The organism is Burkholderia sp. D-99 (assembly GCF_011605345.1).
In the GTDB taxonomy this organism is placed as follows: domain Bacteria; phylum Pseudomonadota; class Gammaproteobacteria; order Burkholderiales; family Burkholderiaceae; genus Burkholderia.
Window position 1 is genome coordinate 81582 of record NZ_JAAOXM010000006.1, and the last position, 19312, is coordinate 100893.

Genomic DNA, 19312 nt, shown 5'->3' on the forward strand with positions numbered 1-19312 from the left:
TGCGGACGGGATGAAGAGAATAAGAAAAGCAGCGCATCATTTGCATCATGCGCTGCGTCAATAGCATGGACAGCGGCGTCGGGCGGAAGGCAGCACGCGCGACGCATGGCCGGTCAATCCTGCATCGGCGGGCGCTCGTCGAGTGCGACGGTGCCTGACGACGATGGGCCGGATGCGGCCGGTGACTTTGCGGCGGCCGGCGACGGTGCCGCGGGACGGCTGACAACGGGTTCGACACGCTGCGGCGCGGCCGACGACGCTTGCGCCATCGCCGGCTCGTCCGGACGCTGCGCTGGCGCGCGCGCCTCGAGCGCCTGCGCTTTTTCGCGCCGGCGCACGGCCGATGCGAGCCGCACGCCGCCGAGGCCGAGGACGATCAGCGCAACGCCGGCCACGGCCGACAGCACCCTGCCGGCGGCTGCGAGCGCGGGACCGCTGCCGGTGCCGATCGACCAGACGATCGTCAGCGCACCGGTCAGCCAGTACACATGGCCGACCGAGCGCGCAACCGGCGCCGTGAGATCCCCGTTGAACGCTGCATGAAACGCGAGCCACGCGAGCCCGAGCAACGCGATGCCGAACGCCTGGCCGAGCATCGCCGGCTGGACGTTCGCAAGCTGCAGCGCGTTGAAGAGCGACTGCCAGGGCGTCAGCACGAACAGCACGCCGAACGCCAGCAGCAGCACGGCATCGATAATCAGCACGGCTCGCAGCAGCGGTTTCATCGGCGATCAGTCCACGTGGTAGTTCGGCGCTTCCTTCGTGATCTGCACGTCGTGCACGTGCGACTCGCGCATGCCCGCCGCGGTGATCTGGACGAATTCGGCCTTGTCGTGCAGCTCGTCGATCGTGCGGCAGCCGCAGTAGCCCATGCTCGCGCGCACACCACCGACCAGCTGGAACAGGATCGCGTTGACCGAACCCTTGTACGCGACGCGGCCTTCGATGCCTTCCGGCACGAGCTTGTCGATGTTCGCCGAGTTGTCCTGGAAGTAGCGGTCCGCCGCGCCGTCCTTCATCGCACCGACCGAACCCATGCCGCGGTACGACTTGTACTGGCGGCCCTGAAACAGGAACACGTCGCCCGGCGCCTCTTCGGTGCCCGCGAACATGCTGCCCATCATCACCGCGTTCGCGCCGGCCGCGAGGGCCTTCGACACGTCGCCCGAGAAGCGCACGCCACCGTCGGCGATGCACGGCACGCCGGTGCCCTTCAGGGCTTCCGCGACGTTCGAGATCGCGCTGATCTGCGGCACGCCGACACCGGCGACGATCCGCGTCGTGCAGATCGAGCCCGGGCCGATACCGACCTTGACCGCGTCCGCGCCGTATTCGACGAGCGCCTTCGCGGCGGCGGCCGTCGCGATGTTGCCGCCGATCACCTCGACGTGCGGGAAGTTCTGCTTGACCCAGCGAACGCGCTCGAGCACGCCCTTGCTGTGACCGTGCGCGGTATCGACGACGATCACGTCGACGCCGGCCTGCACCAGCAGCTCGACGCGCTCTTCGTTGTCCGCGCCGACGCCAACCGCCGCGCCTGCGCGCAGCTTGCCGTGTTCGTCCTTGCACGCGTCTGGGTGCTCGGTCTGCTTCGTGATGTCCTTGACGGTCATCAGGCCGCGCAGTTCGAACGCGTCGTTGACGACCAGCACGCGCTCGAGGCGGTGGCTGTGCATCAGCGCCTTCGCTTCGGCGAGCGGCGTGCCTTCCTTGACCGTGACGAGGCGCTCGCGCGGCGTCATGATCGACTTGACCGGCTCATCGAGGCGCGTTTCGAAACGCAGGTCGCGGTTCGTGACGATACCGACGAGCTGCGGGCCTTCGACGACCGGGAAACCCGAGATGCCATGCTGGCGCGACAGCGCGATCACGTCGCGCACCTTCATTTGCGGCGGCACCGTGATCGGATCGCGGACGACGCCCGACTCGAAACGCTTGACCTTCGCGACCTCGCGGGCCTGCTCGGCCGGCGTGAGGTTCTTGTGGACGATACCGACGCCACCCTGCTGTGCCATCGCGATCGCGAGGCGACCTTCGGTGACCGTGTCCATCGCGGCGGACACGAGCGGCATGTTCAGGGAGATGTTGCGGGTCAGCTTGGTCTTGAGGCTGGTGTCGCGCGGGAGAACGTCGGAGAAGGCGGGAACGAGGAGCACGTCATCGAAAGTGAGTGCTTTTTGGATCAGACGCATGGCAAATCCTATGGGCGCAAAAGCGAATTATACGCGAAGCGCTGCGAATTTTCACAACACGAACAACGGCTTAGCCGGTTTCAGCCGTTCGGGGGCCGAATCGTTCGGATCGCGGTTCGGTTCGTTTTCGATCGCCTTTCGTTTCACCGCTGCATCGAGCCATTCGCGCAACGGGCGGCAACGTGGCCCATCGGCCTGTTGCGCACAGGTCACGCGGCCGATGCGGCCACGGTGAAGCAAGGCCCGGCAACGTGTCGACTCGGCCTGCCTACCCTGTGTTATAGCAGTCCGGCCGCACGCACGATCATCGCGATGCCGCCGCCGACCGCCACGCAACCGGCGATCTGCGCAACACGCCCGCCGGTTGGCGCGAGGCGCTCGGCAGCAATCGCGACCGTCACGGCGGCCATCACGCGCAGGTCCATCATGCCGGCCGCCAGCGCGATCGCCATCAGGTTCCCGCAACAGGCGCTGCAGTGCATGGCGGCCCGCACGCCGTGCCGCCATGCCACACCGGCAACTGCCGACAACCGGTGTGCGTCGCGTGCCGTATGCCGGCAGCACGCCAGCCGCCGCGCCTTCCACGCGGAGAATTGCAGCATGCCCGCAACCGACACGACCGCGCCGGCCGCGAACGGCAGCGCGCGGGCAAGCGCCGGGAGCCGTGCGGCGGCGGCCGTCAGCTCGGCGCCAGCCGGAAACACGAGCGCCCCGAACGCCATCCACACCGCGAAATATCCGACGCCCGCGACGACGACGAGCCAGGCGGAACGCGCCGTGCCCATCGGGCCGATGCTCTGCCGGTATCGCCAGAGCATCGGCGCCAGCACCGGCAGCATCATCGCCACGGTCATCGCGCCCCACATTCCGGCGAACGCCGCGAATGCGCGGACGGTGCTTCGGCCGCACGTCTGCTGCCATGCGGCCGAAGCCATCCAGCCGCCGGCCATCGGTTCACTGCCCATCGCGGCCATCGACGCATGCTGCGCCAGTGCCGCCGTCACGGCGACGGCGAACACGGCCGCGAATGCGGCCCCGAATGCCCGCGGATCAGGGCCCGCCCCGCCGGTTGCCGACTGCGCCATCGCGCGCTCCCGCCCGTCGCCGGCTTGCGCTCAACCGCGCGCGTACTCGTCGTGACGGCGCCACCACGGGCCGGCCTCGTTGCGCCCGCGCGGCGCGCGATCGAGCCACTGGTACATCCCCCACAGCCCGTCGAGCCCGCGCGCGTAGGTCGAGTACGTGTGATAGACGACGCCATCCTCGCGCACGAACGCGCTCATCCCCGGCCGGTCGAGCGAGTACGTGAGCGCGTCGGTGCCGCAGGTCGCCGCGAACTGCACGACGGGTGCCGGCGGCGGATCCATGTCCATCGCGTGACCGGCCCGCGCGTAGTTGTACTCGACGTCGCCCGCGCGCTGCTGCGTTTCGGTGAACGACACATTGAAGTCGAAGTTGAAATCGCTGCCGACCGACGATGCCCACGGGAAGGTCCACCCCATCCGCTCGCGGTAAGCGAGGAGCTTCGCGAGCGGCGCACGCGACACCGCCGCGAGCGTCACGTCGTGGTTCGCCAGGTGCACGGCGAAGCCGTCGAAACCGTCGGCGAGCGCCGAGCACGACGGGCAGCCGGCCTTGTAGTCGGGGCCGAACATGAAGTGATAGACGAGCAGTTGCGAACGGCCGCAAAACAGGTCGTCGAGCGTCGCCTGCCCGTCTTCGGTGTCGAACCGGTAGGTCTTGTCGACGCGCACCCAAGGCAGCGCCTGGCGCCGCCGTGCGAGTTCGTCGCTTTGCCGCGTCAGCGCCTTTTCGGCATCGAGCAGTGCGCGGCGCTCGGCCAGCCATTCGTCGCGCGTTCCGGTGAGATGGGTCGTCATTGCGGGTTCCTCCTTCCGATGGGTATCCGGGCACGGCGGACAGTGCCGTGTGCGTGGTGCTAGATTAGTGGCGGGCATCGGACCGGAGGGAGTGACAAGTGTGTCGGGATTCGGATGGATTCGCTGATCACCGCGGCCGCGCGCGCGCTCGCGGCCGGTGACGCGCTCGGCGCGTTGAACCGCGTCGCGCTGCGCGACGATGCGCCGGCGCTCGCGCTGCGCGGCATCGCGATGGCGCAGCTCGGCGATTTCGAACGCGCGCGAGCCCTCGTGCGCGGCGCCGCCCGTGCATTCGGCGCGAAGGAAGCCGTTGCACGGGCACGCTGCGTCGTCGCGGAAGCCGAGATCGCACTCGCGTCGCGCGACCTGCGCTGGCCGACGCGCGCGCTCGATACGGCCTGCGCAACGCTCGACGCGCACGGCGACCGCGCGAACGCCGCGCATGCACGCTATCTCGGCGTACGCCGGCTGCTGCTGATCGGCCATATCGACGATGCCGAGCAACTGCTCGCGCATCTCGATCCCGCGCCGCTGCCAGCCGCGTCGCGCGCCGCCCATGAACTGATCGCGGCCGGCATCGCGATGCGCCGCATCCGTACGCACGCGGCACGCGCGGCGCTCGCCCGTGCGCACGCAGCCGCCCGCGACGCCGGCATCGCCGCACTGACGGCCGAGGTCGACACTGCGGCACGCGTACTCGACGCACCGGCGGCGCGCCTCATCGCGCGCGGCACATCAAGGCTCGTGCAGCTCGACGAAGTCGAGACGCTGTTCGCGTCGAACGCGCTCGTCGTCGATGCGTGCCGCCACACGGTGCGCGACGCGCGCACGACTGTGTCGCTCGCGCGGCGGCCCGTGCTGTTCGTGCTCGCCCGTGCGCTCGGCGAAGCATGGCCGGCCGACGTGTCGCGCAACGCGCTCGTGGCCGCCGCGTTCCGCGCGAAACACGCGGACGAATCGCATCGCGCGCGGCTGCGCGTCGAGATCGGCCGGCTGCGCGCGGTGCTGCGGCCGCTCGCCAACGTCGTCGCAACGCCGCGCGGCTTTGCGCTCGAGCCGCTCGGCGTACGAGAGACCGTCGTCCTGGCGCGCCCGGTCGACGATCGCCACGCGGCCGTGCTTGCGCTCCTCGCCGATGGCGAAGCATGGTCGAGCTCCGCGCTGGCGCTGGCTCTCGGCGCGAGCCAACGCACCGTGCAGCGCGCGCTCGACGCGCTCGCCGAAGCGGACAAGGTCCAGGCGCTCGGCCGCGGCCGCGCGCGCCGCTGGATGACGCCGCCGCTGCCCGGTTTCGCGACGACCTTGTTACTCCCTGCCCCGCTGCCGGGAGATTAGGATGACCTCACCGAACGACGAGGTGACGAACATGAAACGCTCCAGTGCAGAGATCCTTCGCGAATACGGCCCGTTTCCCGGCGTAGACGGCGTACACGGCGTCACGTTCGACGGGAAGTACGTGTGGTACGCGTCCGGCGACAAGCTGAATGCGCTCGACCCGGAGCGCGGCACGACCGTCCGCTCGATCGACGTCGCCGCGCATGCGGGCACAGCGTTCGACGGCCGCCACCTGTACCAGATCGTCGAGGACCGTATCGAGAAGATCGATCCCGAATCGGGCCGCGTGCTCGCGACGATTCCCGCCCCCGGTGGCGGCGGCGATTCGGGGCTGGCATGGGCCGAAGGCGCGCTGTGGGTCGGCCAGTACCGCGAACGCAAGATTCATCAGGTGGATCCGCAATCGGGCGCGGTGCTGCGCACGATCGAATCGAACCGCTTCGTCACCGGCGTGACGTGGGTCGACGGCGAGTTGTGGCACGGCACCTGGGAAGCCGACCAGGCCGACCTGCGGCACATCGATCCGCGCACGGGCCGGGTGCTCGAGCAGATCGACATGCCCGCCGGCGTTGGCGTATCGGGGCTCGAATCCGACGGCCACGACCGCTTCTACTGCGGCGGCGGCAACAGCGGCACGTTGCGCACCGTGCGCCGGCCCGCGCGGGTGCGGGCGCCGCACGACAGTGCGGGAGCGACGCCCGATCCGGCTGACGATTGATCGGCCGCCTGCCGGGATCGCTCCTGCGCGCTGCACGCCAAGGCATCGCGCTGCGCCGAGTGCAGGAATGAACAAGACGACGCCGCGATGGCGTCGCTAAGATGCGCGCTCGTCAGTCATGTGTTCGGAGCGGTCGATGCAGCGCGGTGTGGTTTATGGTGTCCTGGCAGGCGCCCTGTGGGGCATGGTGTTTCTCGTTCCGCGGCTGCTGACCGATTTCTCGCCGCTGTTGCTGAGCGCCGGCCGCTATGCGATGTACGGCCTCGTGTCGCTCGCAGCCGCGCTGCCGGCCGCCCGCTCGCTGCTCGCGCGGCTGACCCGCGAGGATCTCGTCGCGCTGGTCAGGCTCGCCGTCGTCGGCAACGTCGCGTACTACATGCTGCTGTCCGGCGCGGTGCACCTGATCGGCATCGCACCCAGCTCCCTGATCGTCGGCGTGCTGCCCGTCACGGTGACGCTCGCGGGCCTCGGCGACCACGGCGCCGTACCGCTGCGCCGGCTCGCCGCCCCGCTCGCGCTGGTGATCGCGGGCATCGTCTGCATCAACGTCGACCTGTTCACGTCCGAGGCCGCGCATGCGACCACGCTCGGCCAGAAGCTCGCCGGCATCGCCTGCGCGGCGGGCGCGCTCGCGAGCTGGACCTGGTATGCGGTCGCGAACGCACGCTATCTGCAGCGCCACCATCATTTCGGCGGCAACGAGTGGTCGGTGCTGTGGGGAGTCGTGACGGGCCTGATCGGCGGGCTCGTCTGGATCGCGATCCTCGCGCTGCCGGCCGGCTCGGTGCAGGCAGCGGTGCCGGCGTCGCGCTGGCAGTTGTTCTGGCTGCTGAACCTCGTGCTCGCGATCGGTGCTTCGTGGCTTGGCAACGGGCTGTGGAATGCCGCGTCGAAGCGGCTGCCGCTCACGCTGTCGGGCCAGCTGATCGTGTTCGAAACCGTATTCGCGATGCTTTATGCGTTCGTGTACGACCGGCGGATGCCGCATGCGCTCGAAATCGCCGCGCTGGTGCTGTTGCTCGCGGGTGTCTACGGATCGGTGCGGCGGCACGGCAACACGCCCGCCGGCGGCGGTACGCCAGGAAACGCGCCGGCAAACGCGAACGCCGCGGCCCACTGAGCGCCGCGGCGTTTGGTCAGACGAATGGGAGGGGCGAAAGTCGCGGATCGATCCGCGTCAGCGCGCGTCCTTGTGCATCCATTTGCGGCCCTCGATGGAGCCGCCGCGCCGCGACTTGTCGACGCGCCGCTGGCGCGCGAGCTTCGGATCGACGATCAACGGGCGGTAGATCTCGACGCGGTCGTGGTTGGCGAGCGGCGCGTCAAGCGGCGCAAGCTTGCCGTACACACCCGTCTTCGCGTTCGCGAGATCGATTTCCGGGTGCAGCGCAAGCACGCCGCTCGCATCGATCGCCGAACGAACCGTCGCCCCTTCGGGCAGCGACAGCGGAATCAGCGTCTGGCGATCCGGCAGCGCGTAGCAGACTTCGATCGACAACATCGCGTCACCCCTTCCCGTAGCGCTGGTCGGCGCGCTTCACGAACGAATCGACGAACGTGTTCGCGATGTGGCTGAACACCGGCCCGATGATCTTCTCGAGCAGGATGCTCGAGAACTCGTAGTGCAGCGCGAATTCGATCTTGCACGCATCGGCACGCAACGCCGTGAAGCGCCACGTGCCCGTGAACTTCTTGAACGGGCCGTCTGTGAACTCCATGTCGATCCGCGTCGGGCGCTCCTGCGTATTGCGCGTCGCGAAATGCTGCTTGATGCCCTTGAAGTTGATATCGATGCGCGCTTCCATCCCGCTCTCGTCCTGACGGCGAATCTCGACGCCGCCGCACCAGGGCAGGAAATTGGGGTAGTCGGCCACGTCGGTGACGAGGTCGAACATCTGTTCCGCCGAGTGACGGATCAATACGGTTTTCTGGACATCTGCCATAAATCGCGCGGCATCGCTTAAAGTGGGAACGCAAGCCGGGCGATTCCCGCCCTGCTTTGCTAAAATCGTGATTTTAAACGAGTTGGCCCGATCCTTTCATGAGCATCATCGACAACAGGAAAGCGCACTTCGATTATCACATCGAGGAACGCTACGAGGCGGGGCTCGTGCTCGAGGGCTGGGAAGTCAAGGCGCTGCGCGCCGGGCGCGGCCAGATCCGGGAAGGTTATGTCGTCGTGAAGAGCGGCGAAATCTTCCTGATCGGTACCCATATCAGCCCGCTGCCCGAAGCCTCGACGCACATCACGCCCGACCCGGTTCGCACGCGCAAGCTGCTGCTGCACCGCGAGGAAATCAAGAAACTGATCGGCAAGGTCGAGCAGCGTGGCTACACGCTCGTGCCGCTGAACTTCCACTACAAGGGCGGTCGCGTGAAGTGCGACATCGCGCTCGCGAAGGGCAAGAAGCTGCACGACAAGCGCGAAACCGAGAAGAAGCGCGACTGGGAACGCGAAAAGGCACGCATCATGCGCGCCGGCACCTGAAGCACACGACGCGCTTCGCAAACGACACGGCTCGCTCGAAGCGGGCCGTGTCGTTTTGGACTGCATGAATCGTCGATACCGATCGACGGGCGGAGCCTGCCGGCGGGATTCCACACGCAACGCCGCCTGTTTCGGCTGAAGATGCACGCCGGCGGCATCCCGCAAGCGTCACCCGAACCGGCCAGGCTGCGCGACGATTCGCCGCAGGCGGACCTCAAACGGGCGGCCGCCTGCGGGATCGCATCCGTCCGGCTCAGCCCTTCCCGCCCGCAGCCGGCGACGCGTGTTTGACGATCGACATCGCCGATGCGATCGCACTGCCGAGATCCGACAGGTTCGACGGCACGATCAGCGTATTGCCCTGCTTCGCGAGATTCGCGAACGCGCCGACATACTGCTCGGCGACCTTCAGGTTCACCGCGTCCATGCCGCCCTGCGACTGCATCGCGTTCGCGATTTTCTGGATCGCCTGCGCGTTCGCCTCGGCCACGGCAAGAATCGCAGCGGCCTCGCCCTGCGCCTGGTTGATCGCGGCCTGCCGCTCGCCTTCGGACTTCTGGATGGCCGCTTCACGCGCACCCGACGCGAGGTTGATCTGTTCCTGCTTGCGGCCCTCGGATGCGGCGATCAACGCACGCTTTTCGCGCTCCGCGGTGATCTGCGCCTGCATCGCGTGCAGGATTTCCTTCGGCGGCGTCAGGTCCTTGATCTCGTAGCGCAGCACCTTCACGCCCCAGTTCGACGCGGCCTCGTCAAGCGCCGACACGATGCTGTGGTTGATGAAATCGCGTTCCTCGAACGTCTTGTCGAGTTCCAGCTTGCCGATCACCGAGCGCAGCATTGTCTGCGACAACTGCGTGATCGCGAGCACGAAGTTGCTCGACCCGTACGACGCCTTCATCGGGTCCATCACCTGGAAATACAGCACGCCGTCGACCTGAAGCTGCGTGTTGTCACGCGTGATGCAGATCTGGCTCGGCACGTCGAGCGGGATTTCCTTCAGGATGTGCCGGTACGCGATGCGATCGACGAACGGCAGCACGATGTTCAGACCGGGCGACAGCGTCGCGTGATAGCGCCCGAAGCGCTCGAGTACCCATGCATGCTGCTGCGGCACGATCTTCACCGTCTTCGACACGATCACGATCGCGATGACGAGCAGGACAACCCAGATGATCAGCGAATCCATGAAGTATTCCCTCCTTGTTGTATCGGCGGACGATCAGCCCGCGAGTTTCGCCACGACCACGAGACAATTGCCGCGCACGGCACTCACCTGATACACGCGCGCATCGTCGCGCTCGCCGTTCGCAAGCTCGACGTCCCAGTCGGCGCCGCGATACTGCACGCGCGCGCGGCCGTCACGCCACGCGTCGACCGTGACGGTCGAGCCGATGTCGAGATTGACGTCGGGATTCGTCGACGTGTCGCGCTTCTGCTTGCGGCCGAGCCCCGAACGCCGCAATACGATCATCGCGACGATCGCGACCGCGGCCGCCGCGCCGAACTGCACGTGCGGCGCGAAACCGGCCAGTTGCAGCAAGCCGCCCGCGAGAAAGCCGAGCGCGATCATCAGCAGGTAGAACGTGCCCGTCAGCAGTTCGGCCACGACCAGTACGCCCACCGCGACCCACCAGAACAGATGCCCCGACATCATTTTGGCCTCCAGAAAAACGCCCCTGTACTCACTATATTCGCTGCCGCGAGCGGAGGCGACCAGCACGCCCGGGTCGGCACGTTGCGTACCGACAAACAAAAACACCCCGGTGTGTACCGGGGTGTTTATAACACGAACCTTGCATTTTGCCTTCAACGAAAGCGCGGCGGCACCGCGCTTTCGCCGAAGCGGCATCACCGACCGTTACTTCCGGTTGGCGGCGAGCGCCTGCCACGTATCGATGATCGTGTCCGGGTTCAGCGAGATCGACACGATGCCTTCGTCGGTCAGCCATTGCGCGAAGTCCGGGTGATCGGACGGGCCCTGGCCGCAGATGCCGACGTACTTGCCCATCTTGCGGCAGGTGTCGATCGCGCGCTTCAGCAGGAACTTGACGGCCGGATCGCGTTCGTCGAAGTCGGCCGCCAGCAGTTCCATGCCCGAGTCGCGGTCGAGGCCGAGCGTGAGCTGCGTGAGGTCGTTCGAGCCGATCGAGAAACCGTCGAAGTGTTCCAGGAACTCTTCGGCGAGGATCGCGTTGGTCGGGACTTCGCACATCATCACGAGGCGCAGGCCGTTTTCGCCGCGCTTCAGGCCGAACTTCTCGAGCAGGCCGACGACGCGCTCCGCCTGCTTCACGGTACGCACGAACGGCACCATGATCTCGACGTTGGTCAGGCCCATCTCGTCGCGCACGCGCTTCAGTGCACGGCACTCCATCTCGAACGCCTGCGCGAAGTCTTCAGCGATGTAGCGCGATGCGCCGCGGAAACCCAGCATCGGGTTTTCCTCGTCCGGCTCGTAACGCGAACCGCCGATCAGCTTCTTGTACTCGTTCGACTTGAAGTCGGACAGACGCACGATCACGGGCTTCGGATAGAACGCCGCCGCGATCGTCGCGACACCTTCGGTCAGCTTGTCGACGTAGAACTGGCGCGGCGATGCGTGACCGCGCGCGACGCTCTCGACGGCCTTCTTCAAGTCCTGGTCGATGTTCGGGTACTCGAGGATCGCCTTCGGGTGAACGCCGATGTTGTTGTTGATGATGAACTCGAGACGCGCAAGACCCACGCCGCCGTTCGGCAGTTGCGAGAAGTCGAACGCGAGCTGCGGGTTGCCGACGTTCATCATGATCTTGACCGGGATTTCCGGCAGTTCGCCGCGCTGCACTTCCGTGACTTCCGTCTCGAGCAGGCCGTCGTAGATCTTGCCTTCGTCGCCTTCCGCGCACGATACCGTGACGAGCGCGCCGTCCTTCAGGATGTCGGTCGCATCGCCGCAACCGACGACTGCCGGCACGCCGAGTTCACGCGCGATGATCGCCGCGTGGCAAGTCCGGCCGCCACGGTTCGTGACGATCGCGGCCGCACGCTTCATCACCGGCTCCCAGTTCGGGTCGGTCATGTCGGCCACCAGCACGTCGCCCGGCTGCACGCGTTCCATTTCCGACGGATCCTGGATCACGCGGACGGGGCCCGCACCGATCTTCTGACCGATCGCACGGCCCGTCGCCAGCACCTGCGACTGGCCCTTCAGCTTGAAGCGCTGCTCGGCCTTGCCGGTTGCCTGGCTCTTCACGGTTTCCGGGCGCGCCTGCAGGATGAAGATCTTGCCGTCGCGGCCGTCCTTGCCCCACTCGATGTCCATCGGACGCTGGTAGTGCTTCTCGATGATGACCGCGTACTTCGCCAGCTCGATCACGTCTTCGTCGGTGATCGAGTAGCGGTTGCGCTGTTCGTGCGGCACGTCGACCGTCTTCACGCGGCCCGGCTCGCCCGGCTGCGTGAACTCCATTTTGATCAGCTTCGAGCCGATCGAGCGGCGGATGATCGGGTACTTGTCCTGTGCGAGCGTTGTCTTGAACACGTAGAACTCGTCCGGGTTCACAGCGCCCTGCACGACGGTTTCGCCCAGGCCGTAGCTCGACGTGATGAACACGGCGTCCTTGAAGCCCGATTCGGTGTCGATCGTGAACATCACGCCGGCGGCGCCGACGTCCGAGCGGACCATGCGCTGCACACCGGCCGACAGCGCGACTTCGGCGTGCGTGAAGCCCTTGTGCACGCGGTACGAGATCGCGCGGTCGTTGTACAGCGACGCGAACACGTGCTTCATGCGGTCGAGCACGTCTTCGATGCCGACGACGTTCAGGTACGACTCCTGCTGGCCGGCGAACGATGCGTCGGGCAAGTCTTCCGCGGTCGCGGACGAACGCACGGCAAACGACAGCTCGGCCGGCGAGCCGTTCTTCAGGATTTCGAACTGCTCGCGAATCTCCTGTTCGAGACGTGCCTGCATCGGCGCGTCGACGATCCACTTGCGGATTTCGGCACCGGCTTCGGCGAGCGCCTTCACGTCGTCGATGTCGAGCGACTCGAGACGCTTGGCGATGCGGTCGGTAAGGTCGTTGTGCGTGAGGAAATCACGGAACGCGAGCGCGGTCGTGGCGAAACCGGTGGGTACGCGAACGCCTGCTTCGGAAAGCTGGCTGATCATCTCGCCGAGCGACGCATTCTTGCCGCCCACGATCTCCACATCGGTCATCCGCAACTGCTCGAACGGAATTACATACGCCTGGTCCTTTGCGACGTTTGCTGCGTTAGTCATACAAGCCCCTAAGTGTGAAAAAAATGCTCGATTGCGCAAGTGGGCTCGGACGCGGGCGCTTGCAAAAAGGCGCGGCGCGTCTTGCGCAACCTGTTAGATAAACAATCGCAGTGGCGAAAAATATTTCGACCCGATTTGCAAAAATCCCGGCAGAAGGGCGATATTTGCAGACAAATCGCCACACTTGCCGGGAATTTTGGAATCGAGCGGCAAAGCCTGGGGCGCCGTTCGCGCCCTGCCCCCGCAATTGCTTATCCAACAGGTTGCCGCTATTCTACCGTGCCGGCTGCCGGATGTGGCGCGACCTTGTCACTGCGTCTGGAGGCGAACCTCCAGCCGCCCGCGCAACCGCCCTTCACGCTCGACGCCCAGATTCATGCTGCCTACCGTATTCATCGTCTCCGACGGCACCGGGATCACTGCCGAAACCTTCGCGCACTCGATCCTCTCCCAGTTCGACCAGAAATTCCGTCTCGTGCGCGTGCCGTTCGTCGACTCGCTCGACAAGGCCTATGCGACCGTCGAGAAGATCAACGAGGCCGCCGTACACGACGGCCGCCGCGCGATCGTGTTCACGACGCTCGTCGACAGCGAGTCGAACGACATCGTCAAACGCTCCAACGCGCTCGTGCTCGACATGTTCCAGCGCTTCGTCGAACCGCTCGAGCAGGAGCTGGAGCTGAAATCGAGCCACGCGATGGGCCGCGGCCACCAGAACGCCGACACCGAGGAATACAAGACCCGGATCGAGGCGATCAACTTCTCGCTCGCGCACGACGACGGCCAGTCGAACCGCAACCTGTCGGAAGCCGACGTGATCCTCGTCGGCGTGTCGCGCAGCGGCAAGACGCCGACGAGCCTGTATCTCGCGATGCAGTACGGCGTGAAGGCAGCCAACTATCCGCTGATTCCGGAAGATTTCGAGCGCGGCAAGCTGCCGTCGGCGCTCGCCGCGTATAGCGAGAAGCTGTTCGGGCTGTCGATCGACCCGCAACGCCTGTCGGAGATCCGCAACGAGCGCCGACCGGGCAGCAAGTATGCTGCGCCCGAGAACTGCCGTTACGAGATCAACGAGGCCGAGGCGATGATGCGTCGCGAAGGGATCAAGTGGCTGTCGTCGACGCACAAATCGATCGAGGAAATCGCGACGACGATCCTGCAGGAAATCCGTCTCGACCGGCAGTCGTACTGAGCGCCTGCGCGCTGGCGGCCGCCTGGCCGCCCGCCGGAAACAAAAAGGCCGCGTCGAACGCGGCCTTCTTTCATGGGGCGGGAAATGCGCATGCGCGGCGTCACGCACTCCGCTGCTGGCGTACCTGCTCGAACAGGCACACCGCTGCGGCTGCTGCGACGTTCAGCGACTCCATCCCGCCCGGCTGCGGGATCGTCACGCGATGCGTGGCCGCGTCGCGCCAGAACGTCGATACGCCGGCGCCCTCGTTGCCGAACACCCATGCAACCGGCCCCGACAAGTCGCAGTCATAGACCGCCTGCGCACCGTGCGAGTCGGTCAGCGCGACCGGCACATCGAGGCGCTCGGCGAGCGCACCGGCTTCGACATCCTCATGGATCGACAGCAGGAAATGCGCACCCATGCCCGAGCGCAGCACCTTCGACGACCATGCATACGCCGTTCCCGGCGCACAGAACACGTGGCGCACGCCGGCCGCCGCCGCGCTGCGCAGGATCGAGCCGACGTTGCCGGCATCCTGCACACCGTCGAGCACAACCGACGTATGCGTGACGCGAGCGGGCAGCGGTTGTTCTGGCCGGTCGACGAGCAGCAGGAAACCGACGCCGTTGACGACGTTCGACAACTGCCCGAACAGTGCGTCGGGCAGCGTGACGATCCGCTGCGCGTCCACCCGTGCGACGATCGCCTGCGCTTCGGCGTGGCCGAGCGCGCCTTCGGTCGCCACGCACAGCTCCGGCGTCGCTCCCGTATCGAGGTACGCGCTCGCGAGATGGAATCCTTCGAGCAGCGCCTGGCCACTGCGGCGCTGATGGGGCGTCGAACCCGCCAGCGCCTTCAGGCGCTTGTACAGCGGATTGTCGCGGGAAGTAATGCTTTTCATCGAATCAGGTCGAGTGCCGCACGAACCGGCGCGAACGAGCGCCGATGCGCTTCGCACGGGCCATGCTCGCGCAGTGCGGCAAGGTGTTTCGCGGTGCCGTAGCCCGCATGCACGTTGAAGCCGTACACCGGGAAACGCGCGTGCAGGTCGACGAGCATGCGATCGCGCGTGACCTTCGCGAGGATCGACGCGGCCGAGATGCTCGGCACCAGCGCGTCGCCGCTGACGATCGCCTCGGCACGCACCGCCAGCGTCGGGCAGCGGTTGCCGTCGATCTGCGCGAGCGTCGGCAGGACCGACAGCCCCTCGACGGCCCGTTTCATCGCGAGCATCGTCGCGTGCAGGATGTTCAGCGTGTCGATCTCGTCGACGCTCGCCGACGCGACGCAGTACGCGCGCGAACGTGCGACGATCAGGTCGTACAGCGCGTCACGCTTCTTCGCGGACAGCGCCTTCGAATCGTCGAGCCCGTCGATCGGCTGCGCCGGATCGAGGATCACGGCGGCGGCCACCACCGGCCCCGCGAGCGGGCCGCGGCCCGCTTCGTCGACACCGCAGACGATCTCGTCAGGGCGGCTGAAGTCGAAACCGCCCTGCTCGTCGCTCGACGCGCGGCGGCGTGATGCACGTACTGCGGTCATGCGCGCCCCTTGCGATGTTCGAGCACGCGCACGACCGCTTCGGCGGCCTTCGCGGCCGTGTTCTGCCGCAACGAAAGATGCATTTCGGTGAATACTTCGGTGAGCGTGCGGCGGTTCGCGTCGTCGCGCAGCTGCGTGAGCGTCGCATCGGCGAGCGCCTCGGGCGTCGCGAAATGCTGCAGCAGCTCGGGCACGACGAAACGCCCCGCCAGGATGTTCGGCAAGCCGACGTACGGCAGGTAACCCTGCCGGCGCATGATCTGCCCGGTCAGCCAGGGCACCTTGTACGAGATCACCATCGGCTTCTTCAGCAGCGCGGCTTCCAGCGTGACCGTGCCGCTCTTCACGAGGATCGCGTCGGCCGCCGTCATCGCGACCTGCGAGCGGCCGTCGGTGAGCGTCAGCGCGAGCTGCGGATGCGCATCGACGAGCGGCTGCAGCAGCGCGCGCAGCGCGGGCGTCGCCGCCGGCATCACGAACCGCACACCGGGCTCGCGCTGCTGCATCAGCGCCATCGCCGCAAAGAACGTCGGGCCGATCAGCGCGATTTCCGAGCGCCGGCTGCCCGGGAGCACCGCGATCACCGGGCCGTCGGCCGGCAATCCGAGCGCGATGCGCGCACCGTGCGTGTCGGGTTCGAGCGGGATCTCGTCGGCCAGCGGATGGCCGACGTAGGTCGACGCGATGCCTGCCTTGTCGAGAATCGCCGGTTCGAACGGGAACAGGCACAGCATGTGATCGACGGATTTCGCGATCTTCTTGATCCGGCCGCCGCGCCATGCCCAGATCGACGGGCACACGAAGTGGATCGACGGGATACCCGCGTCGCGGGCCGCCTGTTCGACGTTGAAGTTGAAGTCGGGCGCGTCGATGCCGATGAACGCGTCCGGCCGCTCGGCGAGCAACTGGCGCTTGAGCTCACCACGAATCCGCAGGATCTCGGGGATCTGGCCCAGCGCCTCGACATAACCGCGCACGGTCAGCTTGTCCATCTGCCAGTGCGAGTCGAAGCCCTGCGCGATCATCCGCTGCCCGCCGATCCCGTAGAACTGGGCCGATTCGGGCAGTCGCTCGCGCAGCCCGCCGAGCAGCGATGCCCCGAGCAGGTCGCCCGACGGTTCGCCGGCCGCCATCGCAAGCCGGAGCTGAGTGGTCGGAAGCGGCATCGCTTAGCGGATGATGCCGCGTTGCGACGCGTCGATGAACTCGACGAACGCCTTGACCGCCGCGTCACCGTCGCCGCCCGCTTCCGCGAGCTCGCGCAGCTGCACCTTCGCTTCCTCGAACGACAGACCGTTCTTGTACAGCAGGCGGTAAGCGCTGCGCAGCGCGGAGATCGCGTCGGGCGAGAAACCGCGCCGGCGCAACCCTTCGACGTTGATCCCGTGAGGCTCGGCCTTGTTGCCCGCCGCGATCACGAACGGCGGAATGTCCTGCACGAGCGCCGAAGCACCACCGAGCATCGAGTGCGCGCCGATGCGCACGAACTGGTGGACGCCCGACATCCCCCCGACGATCGCCCAGTCGCCGATCTCGACGTGGCCGGCCATCTGTGCGTTGCTCGACAGGATCACGTGGCTGCCGACGGTGCAGTCATGGCCGATGTGCACATAGGCCATGATCCAGTTGTCGTCGCCGAGCGTCGTCACACCGACGTCCTGCACGGTGCCCGTGTGGATCGTCGTGAATTCGCGGATCGTGTTGCGGTTTCCGATCACGAGCTTCGTCGGCTCGTCCTTGTACTTCATGTCCTGCGGACGACCGCCGACCGACGCGTAATGGCCGATGCGGTTGTCCTCGCCGAGCGTCGTATGGCCCTCGATCACGCTGTGCGAACCGATCGTCGTGCGCGCGCCGATCGTGACATGCGGACCGACGATCGCGTACGGGCCGATCTCGACCGATTCGTCGATCTGCGCGCCCGGTTCGACAATCGCGGTGGGATGAATCCTGGTCATGCGCCGTTGCCTCTCGATGTGATGTGTCGCGTTGCGTTGCCTGTGCGTGCCGCGTCGCTCAGGGCGCCGCGTCGGTCGTCTTGACCGTGCACATCAGTTCGGCTTCCGCCGCCACCTTGCCGTCCACTTCCGCCACCGCCTTGAACTTCCAGATACCGCGGATGTAGCGTTCGAACGTCACGTTCAGAATCAGCTGGTCGCCCGGCTCGACCGGACGCTTGAAGCGCGCGCCGTCGATCCCGACGAAGTAGTACAGCGTGTTCTCCGGATCCTTCGGCTGCTCTTCCGAGAAGGTCAGCAGCGCCGCGGCCTGCGCGAGTGCCTCGAGGATCAGCACGCCCGGCATCACCGGCCGCTTCGGGAAATGCCCCTGGAAGAACGGCTCGTTGATCGACACGTTCTTCAGCGCTTTGATTCCCTTGTGCGGCTCGAGTTCGAGCACGCGATCGACGAGCAGAATCGGGTAGCGATGCGGCAGCAGCGTGAGGATCTTGTGGATGTCGAGATTGATTTTTTCAGTGCTCATGATGGTTCGTCTCACGCAGAGGCTGCGCGGTGGTGATGCAAAGGCTGAAGCGGGCCGCCGTGCGGCCCTGTCTGGCAAACCGGGCCGGTTGCGCTGGCCGTGCCCGGTTCGAGATCTCGCATGATGCGCTCAGGCGTGCGTGCCGCCCTGGGCGGCGAGCGCGGCTTCGAGCGCCTTGATGCGCTCGCGCAGCTTGTCGAGGTTGCGCACGAGCGCGGCGCTCTTGTTCCATTCGCCGTGGTCGACGGCCGGGAACGCGCTGGTATAGATGCCGGCCTTCGGCAGCGACTTCGACACGCCCGAATTCGCGGTGATGATGACATAGTCGCCGAGCGTCACGTGGCCAGCGATCCCGGCCGCGCCACCGATCATGCAGTGGCGGCCGATCGTCGTGCTGCCCGCGATGCCCGCCTTGCCGGCGATCACCGTGTAGGCGCCGATCCGGCAGTTGTGGGCGATCTGCACCTGGTTGTCGATCTTCACGCATTCGTCGATGACGGTATCTGCCATCGCGCCGCGGTCGATCGTCGTGTTCGCGCCGATCTCGACGTCCGGGCCGATCGATACGCCGCCGACCTGCGGGATCTTGACCCAGCTGCCGGTACGCGCGTCGCCGTCACCGACGAAATCCGGTGCGAAGCCGAAGCCGTCGGAGCCGATCACGGCGCCCGCATGGATGATCGCGCGCGGGCCGACCTTGCAGCCGTGGTACACCGACGCGTTCGGATACAGGTGCGAGCCCGCGCCGATCGTCGTGCCGCGGCCGATGAATACGTTCGCGTCGAGCTGCACGCCGTCTTCGATCACCGCACCGGCCTCGACCGTTACGTGCGGGCCGATCACCGCGCTCGCGGCGACCTGTGCGGCCGGATCGATCGTCGCGCTCGGATGCACGCCTGCGGCACGCTGCGGCGTGGCCAGATCGATGAACATCTGCGCGACGCGTGCGAAATACGCATACGGATTCGGCGTGACGATGAAATTGCGGGGCCCGGCCGTCCGGCCGGTAGCGGCCGCGCCGAGCTTTTCCAGATCCTTCGGCGCGATCAGCACCGCGCCGGCGCGGGTCGACTCGACCTGCGACAGGTACTTCGGATTCGCGAGGAACGCGAGTTGCTGCGGGCCAGCCTGGTCGAGCGGTGCGAGCCCGCTCACCTTGCACTGTGCGTCGCCGGCGATCTCGCCGCCGAACCGCTTTACGAGTTCCTCAAGCGTCAATGCCATTCGTCGTCTGC

General features: G+C 66.7%; 20 protein-coding genes. 5 read left to right on the forward strand and 15 right to left on the reverse strand.

Annotated elements, in window-relative coordinates:
• Nucleotides 1-113: 113 nt before the first annotated feature.
• The 4 genes from HAV18_RS22345 to HAV18_RS22360 form a co-directional block, all read right to left on the reverse strand.
• The gene (locus tag HAV18_RS22345; RefSeq protein ID WP_166959980.1) at nt 114-725 is read right to left on the reverse strand and encodes a hypothetical protein; all 612 of its coding nucleotides are present in this window, start codon (nt 723-725) and stop codon (nt 114-116) included.
• Nucleotides 726-731: 6 nt separating this feature from the next.
• A complete protein-coding gene (gene guaB, locus HAV18_RS22350) occupies nt 732-2192 on the reverse strand; it encodes an IMP dehydrogenase (protein WP_166959983.1) in 1461 nt (486 codons plus the stop codon).
• Nucleotides 2193-2470: 278 nt separating this feature from the next.
• Complete coding sequence (locus HAV18_RS22355; RefSeq protein WP_166959986.1) at nt 2471-3277, reverse strand: DUF2182 domain-containing protein; 807 nt, start codon at nt 3275-3277, stop codon at nt 2471-2473.
• A gap of 30 nt (nt 3278-3307) precedes the next feature.
• Entirely contained in the window at nt 3308-4072 is a 765-nt protein-coding gene (locus HAV18_RS22360; protein ID WP_166959988.1) for a DUF899 domain-containing protein, read from the reverse strand.
• Nucleotides 4073-4186: 114 nt separating this feature from the next.
• On the opposite strand from HAV18_RS22360, the gene HAV18_RS22365 reads away from it, so the two are divergent.
• From HAV18_RS22365 to HAV18_RS22375, 3 genes are all read left to right on the forward strand, one after another.
• On the forward strand, nt 4187-5407 hold the full coding sequence (locus HAV18_RS22365) for a helix-turn-helix domain-containing protein (RefSeq protein WP_166959990.1): 1221 nt from the start codon (nt 4187-4189) through the stop codon (nt 5405-5407).
• 31 nt (nt 5408-5438) lie between these two features.
• Nucleotides 5439-6125, forward strand: a complete 687-nt coding sequence (locus HAV18_RS22370; protein WP_166960556.1) for a glutamine cyclotransferase — start codon at nt 5439-5441, stop codon at nt 6123-6125.
• A 136-nt stretch (nt 6126-6261) separates the two neighbouring features.
• Nucleotides 6262-7245, forward strand: a complete 984-nt coding sequence (locus tag HAV18_RS22375) for a DMT family transporter (RefSeq protein ID WP_166959992.1) — start codon at nt 6262-6264, stop codon at nt 7243-7245.
• A 57-nt stretch (nt 7246-7302) separates the two neighbouring features.
• Here HAV18_RS22375 and HAV18_RS22380 read toward each other — a convergent pair whose 3' ends face one another.
• Nucleotides 7303-7626 carry an RnfH family protein gene (locus HAV18_RS22380; RefSeq protein ID WP_166959994.1) on the reverse strand — a complete coding sequence of 108 codons (324 nt, stop codon included), beginning with the start codon at nt 7624-7626 and terminating at the stop codon, nt 7303-7305.
• 4 nt (nt 7627-7630) lie between these two features.
• Complete coding sequence (locus HAV18_RS22385; protein WP_048248602.1) at nt 7631-8068, reverse strand: type II toxin-antitoxin system RatA family toxin; 438 nt, start codon at nt 8066-8068, stop codon at nt 7631-7633.
• A 98-nt stretch (nt 8069-8166) separates the two neighbouring features.
• On the opposite strand from HAV18_RS22385, the gene smpB reads away from it, so the two are divergent.
• Nucleotides 8167-8613, forward strand: coding sequence for an SsrA-binding protein SmpB (gene smpB / locus HAV18_RS22390; RefSeq protein ID WP_014896751.1), 447 nt, complete (start codon nt 8167-8169; stop codon nt 8611-8613).
• 253 nt (nt 8614-8866) lie between these two features.
• Here the strand turns inward: smpB and HAV18_RS22395 are convergent, their stop codons facing one another.
• From HAV18_RS22395 to ppsA, 3 genes are all read right to left on the reverse strand, one after another.
• Entirely contained in the window at nt 8867-9802 is a 936-nt protein-coding gene (locus tag HAV18_RS22395; RefSeq protein WP_166959996.1) for an SPFH domain-containing protein, read from the reverse strand.
• A 33-nt stretch (nt 9803-9835) separates the two neighbouring features.
• The gene (locus tag HAV18_RS22400; RefSeq protein WP_166959998.1) at nt 9836-10270 is read right to left on the reverse strand and encodes an NfeD family protein; all 435 of its coding nucleotides are present in this window, start codon (nt 10268-10270) and stop codon (nt 9836-9838) included.
• A gap of 204 nt (nt 10271-10474) precedes the next feature.
• Nucleotides 10475-12877 carry a phosphoenolpyruvate synthase gene (gene ppsA, locus HAV18_RS22405; RefSeq protein ID WP_166960000.1) on the reverse strand — a complete coding sequence of 801 codons (2403 nt, stop codon included), beginning with the start codon at nt 12875-12877 and terminating at the stop codon, nt 10475-10477.
• A gap of 376 nt (nt 12878-13253) precedes the next feature.
• Here ppsA and HAV18_RS22410 point away from each other — a divergent pair, with 376 nt between their 5' ends.
• Nucleotides 13254-14069 carry a pyruvate, water dikinase regulatory protein gene (locus HAV18_RS22410; protein WP_011352445.1) on the forward strand — a complete coding sequence of 272 codons (816 nt, stop codon included), beginning with the start codon at nt 13254-13256 and terminating at the stop codon, nt 14067-14069.
• A 100-nt stretch (nt 14070-14169) separates the two neighbouring features.
• Here HAV18_RS22410 and HAV18_RS22415 read toward each other — a convergent pair whose 3' ends face one another.
• The 6 genes from HAV18_RS22415 to lpxD all read right to left on the reverse strand — a co-directional run bounded on the left by HAV18_RS22415 (nt 14170) and on the right by lpxD (nt 19301).
• Entirely contained in the window at nt 14170-14952 is a 783-nt protein-coding gene (locus HAV18_RS22415) for an RNA methyltransferase (RefSeq protein WP_166960002.1), read from the reverse strand.
• Nucleotides 14949-15593 (reverse strand): ribonuclease HII, encoded by a 645-nt coding sequence (gene rnhB, locus HAV18_RS22420; RefSeq protein ID WP_166960004.1) that lies wholly within the window; start codon nt 15591-15593, stop codon nt 14949-14951. The genes HAV18_RS22415 and rnhB overlap by 4 nt, the downstream gene beginning before the upstream one ends.
• Nucleotides 15590-16759, reverse strand: a complete 1170-nt coding sequence (gene lpxB, locus HAV18_RS22425; RefSeq protein ID WP_166960006.1) for a lipid-A-disaccharide synthase — start codon at nt 16757-16759, stop codon at nt 15590-15592. Before lpxB ends, rnhB begins: the two co-directional genes overlap by 4 nt.
• A gap of 3 nt (nt 16760-16762) precedes the next feature.
• Complete coding sequence (lpxA, locus tag HAV18_RS22430; RefSeq protein ID WP_166960008.1) at nt 16763-17551, reverse strand: acyl-ACP--UDP-N-acetylglucosamine O-acyltransferase; 789 nt, start codon at nt 17549-17551, stop codon at nt 16763-16765.
• 58 nt (nt 17552-17609) lie between these two features.
• Nucleotides 17610-18077 carry a 3-hydroxyacyl-ACP dehydratase FabZ gene (fabZ, locus tag HAV18_RS22435; protein ID WP_166960010.1) on the reverse strand — a complete coding sequence of 156 codons (468 nt, stop codon included), beginning with the start codon at nt 18075-18077 and terminating at the stop codon, nt 17610-17612.
• Nucleotides 18078-18206: 129 nt separating this feature from the next.
• Nucleotides 18207-19301 carry a UDP-3-O-(3-hydroxymyristoyl)glucosamine N-acyltransferase gene (gene lpxD / locus HAV18_RS22440; RefSeq protein ID WP_166960012.1) on the reverse strand — a complete coding sequence of 365 codons (1095 nt, stop codon included), beginning with the start codon at nt 19299-19301 and terminating at the stop codon, nt 18207-18209.
• Between the last annotated feature and the right edge of the window lie 11 nt (nt 19302-19312).

What these genes read in the sequence shown, in the direction of transcription:
- HAV18_RS22345 (WP_166959980.1), bottom strand. Translation starts at nt 725, where the DNA reads ATGAAACCGCTGCTGCGAGCCGTGCTGATTATCGATGCCGTGCTGCTG.
- guaB (WP_166959983.1), bottom strand. Translation starts at nt 2,192, where the DNA reads ATGCGTCTGATCCAAAAAGCACTCACTTTCGATGACGTGCTCCTCGTT.
- HAV18_RS22355 (WP_166959986.1), bottom strand. Translation starts at nt 3,277, where the DNA reads ATGGCGCAGTCGGCAACCGGCGGGGCGGGCCCTGATCCGCGGGCATTC.
- HAV18_RS22360 (WP_166959988.1), bottom strand. Translation starts at nt 4,072, where the DNA reads ATGACGACCCATCTCACCGGAACGCGCGACGAATGGCTGGCCGAGCGC.
- HAV18_RS22365 (WP_166959990.1), top strand. Translation starts at nt 4,187, where the DNA reads ATGGATTCGCTGATCACCGCGGCCGCGCGCGCGCTCGCGGCCGGTGAC.
- HAV18_RS22370 (WP_166960556.1), top strand. Translation starts at nt 5,439, where the DNA reads ATGAAACGCTCCAGTGCAGAGATCCTTCGCGAATACGGCCCGTTTCCC.
- HAV18_RS22375 (WP_166959992.1), top strand. Translation starts at nt 6,262, where the DNA reads ATGCAGCGCGGTGTGGTTTATGGTGTCCTGGCAGGCGCCCTGTGGGGC.
- HAV18_RS22380 (WP_166959994.1), bottom strand. Translation starts at nt 7,626, where the DNA reads ATGTTGTCGATCGAAGTCTGCTACGCGCTGCCGGATCGCCAGACGCTG.
- HAV18_RS22385 (WP_048248602.1), bottom strand. Translation starts at nt 8,068, where the DNA reads ATGGCAGATGTCCAGAAAACCGTATTGATCCGTCACTCGGCGGAACAG.
- smpB (WP_014896751.1), top strand. Translation starts at nt 8,167, where the DNA reads ATGAGCATCATCGACAACAGGAAAGCGCACTTCGATTATCACATCGAG.
- HAV18_RS22395 (WP_166959996.1), bottom strand. Translation starts at nt 9,802, where the DNA reads ATGGATTCGCTGATCATCTGGGTTGTCCTGCTCGTCATCGCGATCGTG.
- HAV18_RS22400 (WP_166959998.1), bottom strand. Translation starts at nt 10,270, where the DNA reads ATGATGTCGGGGCATCTGTTCTGGTGGGTCGCGGTGGGCGTACTGGTC.
- ppsA (WP_166960000.1), bottom strand. Translation starts at nt 12,877, where the DNA reads ATGACTAACGCAGCAAACGTCGCAAAGGACCAGGCGTATGTAATTCCG.
- HAV18_RS22410 (WP_011352445.1), top strand. Translation starts at nt 13,254, where the DNA reads ATGCTGCCTACCGTATTCATCGTCTCCGACGGCACCGGGATCACTGCC.
- HAV18_RS22415 (WP_166960002.1), bottom strand. Translation starts at nt 14,952, where the DNA reads ATGAAAAGCATTACTTCCCGCGACAATCCGCTGTACAAGCGCCTGAAG.
- rnhB (WP_166960004.1), bottom strand. Translation starts at nt 15,593, where the DNA reads ATGACCGCAGTACGTGCATCACGCCGCCGCGCGTCGAGCGACGAGCAG.
- lpxB (WP_166960006.1), bottom strand. Translation starts at nt 16,759, where the DNA reads ATGCCGCTTCCGACCACTCAGCTCCGGCTTGCGATGGCGGCCGGCGAA.
- lpxA (WP_166960008.1), bottom strand. Translation starts at nt 17,551, where the DNA reads ATGACCAGGATTCATCCCACCGCGATTGTCGAACCGGGCGCGCAGATC.
- fabZ (WP_166960010.1), bottom strand. Translation starts at nt 18,077, where the DNA reads ATGAGCACTGAAAAAATCAATCTCGACATCCACAAGATCCTCACGCTG.
- lpxD (WP_166960012.1), bottom strand. Translation starts at nt 19,301, where the DNA reads ATGGCATTGACGCTTGAGGAACTCGTAAAGCGGTTCGGCGGCGAGATC.